This is a genomic window from uncultured Methylobacterium sp. (assembly GCF_964242245.1).
Taxonomy (GTDB): domain Bacteria; phylum Pseudomonadota; class Alphaproteobacteria; order Rhizobiales; family Beijerinckiaceae; genus Methylobacterium.
On sequence record NZ_CAXTBY010000204.1, the window covers coordinates 1 to 3,383 of the forward strand.

Genomic DNA, 3,383 nt, shown 5'->3' on the forward strand with positions numbered 1-3,383 from the left:
GGAGCCGTAGCGGGTCAGGAGCTCGATGTTCTCCACCGGCAGCAGCAGCAGGCCGGTGGCGTACTGAAGCTCCAGGCAGTCGTGCGGCGCACCGGCCGCGGTGATGGTCTTGAGACCAACGAACCGGCCGATGCCGTGGTCGGCATGGACCACGAGGTCGCCGGGCTGGAGCGCCTGCACCTCCAGGATGATGTCCTGCGGCCGCTTGGACTTGCGCTTCTGCCGCACCAGCCGGTCGCCGAGGATGTCGCCCTCCGAGACCACGGCGAGCTGGCCCGCGGTGAAGCCGGATTCGAGGCCCCAGACCGCCACCGCCACGTCGCTGCCGCGCTTCAGCGCGTAGACGTCCGAGAGCCGGGTGATCGCGACGGGTTTCTTCAGGCCGTGGTCGGCGAGCACGCCGCAGAGCCGGTCGCGGGAGCCGTCGGACCAGGATCCGAGGATCACGTGATGACCGGAACCTTGCAGATCCTTCACGTGGGCCACCGCCGCGTCGAAGACGCTCGCCGCCTCGTCCGCCCGCTCCGGCGCGAAGCTGCGCCCGGCCTGCCCCTCGCAGTCGATGATCGTGCCCGCATCCTCGGGAACCGCGAACGGCGTCAGCCGCGCGACCGCGCAGGCCGCGATCCGGTCGCGCAGCTCGTTCCGGGTGAGGTAGAGGGCGCGCGGCGGCAGCGGCTTGTAGGGGGCGACGCCGGATTGCGGTGCCTTCATCGCGCCCTCGCGGGCCTGAAAGTAGTCCTGGATCAGGGCGAGACGCTCGGCGGCGGCGTCCTCGACCTGCGGCTCGAACACCATCGGCACGCCGGCGACGTAGTCGAACAGGGTGTCGAGCCCCTCGTAGAACAGCGGCATCCAATGCTCGAGCCCGGCATAGCGCCGGCCCTCGCTCACCGTCTCGTAGAGGCGGTCGTCGCGGGTCGCCGCGCCGAAGTTCGACACGTAGCCCTGGCGAAAGCGCCGGATCGTCTCGGTGGTGAGCTGCACCTCGCTCATCGGCACGAGGTCGAGGGAGCGGAGCTGCCCCACGGTGCGCTGCGTCTCCGGATCGAAGGCGCGGATCGATTCGAGCGTGTCGCCGAAGAAGTCGAGGCGGATCGGGTTGGGCAGTCCCGGCGGCGAGAGATCCAGGATGCCGCCGCGGAGCGCGTACTCGCCGGTCTCGCGCACGGTGCCGGTGCGCAGGAAGCCGTTGGCCTCGACCCAGGCGACGACGCGATCCATCGGCACGACGTTGCCGATCGCCGCCGAGAACGTCTCCACCGCGATGCGCTTGGCCGGCGGCACCCGCTGGATCAGGGCGTTGACGGTGGTGCACAGGATGCGCGGCGCCTCTTCCGACGAGCGCGAGCGGGTCAGCCGCGACAGCGCCGTCATCCGCTGCGCCGCGGTGGCGCCGTTCGGCGAGACCCGGTCGTAGGGCTGGCAGTCCCAGGCCGGCATCCGCATCGCCTCGATCTCGGGGGCGACGAACTTCAGCGCGTTGACGAAGGCGTTCGAGCGCCCGGAATCGCGGGCGACGTGGACCAGCACCGCCGGCCCCTCAAATCCGGCGCTGAGCGCGCGGGCGAGGTCGGCGACGACGAGGGCGTCGAAGCCGTCGGGCACGCCGGCGAGCGTCGGGCTGTCGCCGCGGGCCAGCGCGTCGCGGAGCCGCGCGAGCGGCCCGGATTTCGGCAGGGCGAAGCGCGCCGTTCGAGGCTTCGCGGCGGGCAATTGGGAAGCAGCTCTGGGGGCGGGCTTGGCCATCGGGTCGCGGGTCTGTTGATCCTGAAGCGAAATCGGGTCGGCACGGCCTCACCCCGAGCGGGTGTATAGACCGGAACGGGGAGTTGTCAGGTGTTCGGTGCAGGCGGCCACATCGGGGAGCCCGGCATCAGTAGGGAGCCGGGCCCGCTCACGAACGTCGAAGCTTCATCAGTTTTGCGAGGGCCTTTGTGTAAGCTCAAACTTGAAAAGCGCTTTCTGGCCTGATCGAGCGCGCTGAGACGAGGCCGGTTTCCGAGGATAGCCCTGCTGAAGCATCGCTTACGCAATTGCTTTCAACAGGCTGTCGGCACGATCTTTTCTGCCTGAAGACCGCTCTCGCGGCATGCCCATGGCCGTCAGCGGCCGGCACGCATCTGCTCCGGGACGCCGAACCGCGGCAGGACGCCCTCGCGCATCACCGCGCGGCGCAGCGGGCCGATCGCGGTCATGGCGAGCAGGCCGAGGCCGCGCAGCGCGTCGACCGGTGCGAAGTCGGCGAGCAGGCTGCGGTTCAGGGTGTCGACCGCGGCCGTGCGCAGGGCGGCGTCCCGGCCGCGCGCGCGCGAAAACCCGGCGAGCGCCGCCCGCGTCCCGGGATCGCGGCCGTCGCGGATGGCGGCGCGCACCGCGTCCCGGAGGGCGGCGGCATCGCGAAGGCCGAGGTTCAGCCCCTGCGCGCCGATCGGCGGGAAGACGTGGGCCGCCTCGCCGATCAGGGCGAGGCGACGGGTTGTGGGGCTCGCCACCGAGAGGCCGCGCATCGGCACGAGCCCGCGGGGTCCGTCGATCCGCATGGGGCCCAGCATCGCCTGCGCCTGGGCGGTGACGGCCGCGCCGAGGGCGTCGTCGTCGAGGCCGGCCAAGCGCCGCGCGGCGCCCTCGCCGGTGACCCAGACGAGGCTGGAGCGGCGGCCGGGGAGGGGCACCAGGGTGAAGGGTCCCGAGCGGGTGTGGAACTCCGTGGAGACGTCGTCGTGCGGGCGCGCGTGGGCGAGGATCGCGGTGATCGCGCCTTGCGGATAGGACCAGTCCCGCACCCGGATTCCGCTGGCGGCGCGGAGCGGCGAACGGGCTCCGTCCGCGCCGACGACCAGTTGGGCCGCCACGTGGCCGCCATCGGCCAGGGCCACGCGCGAAAAAACCTCGCCGGGCTCGGCGGCGACGGCGTCGCTCTCGAACAGGGTGAGCGGCACGGTCCGGGCCCGCGCCCGCAGGGCCTCGACCAGCCGCCGACTCTCGACGTTCCAGCCGAAGGCGTCGAGCCCGATCTCGCCGGCGCGGAAGCGGGCCGGGGGCGGGCGGAACAGGCTGCCGGTGTCGTCGATGATCTGGAGCACCGCCAGCGGCGCGGCGTGCGGGGCGATGCCGTCCCAGGCGCCGAGCGCGTCGAGGAAGCGCACCGAGCCGTCGAGCAGCGCCACCGTGCGCCCGTCCGCCACGGGGGCGTGGCGCCCGACGAGCGCCGTCCGGATGCCCGCCTGCGCCATCGCCAGGGCGGCTGCGAGCCCCGCCGCACCGGCGCCGACCACGGCCACCGCGAATTCGTCGTGTGAAGGGGCGTGCGTCACGCGCGGCATCCTCAGGGGGAGGAGGCGGACCTAGGGCGATCCAACCCCCTCGTCGCCTGCCTGCGG

At 72.6% G+C, this 3,383-nt stretch carries 2 protein-coding genes; both read right to left on the reverse strand.

The genetic code is table 11. From position 1 onward, the window contains the following. The coding region (locus ACFE8Y_RS21320) for a CarD family transcriptional regulator (protein WP_375466364.1) at positions 1-1,749 on the reverse strand (1,749 nt) is incomplete at its 3' end. A 356-nt stretch (positions 1,750-2,105) separates the two neighbouring features. Beyond that, entirely contained in the window at positions 2,106-3,317 is a 1,212-nt protein-coding gene (locus ACFE8Y_RS21325; protein ID WP_375466365.1) for an FAD-dependent monooxygenase, read from the reverse strand. Between the last annotated feature and the right edge of the window lie 66 nt (positions 3,318-3,383).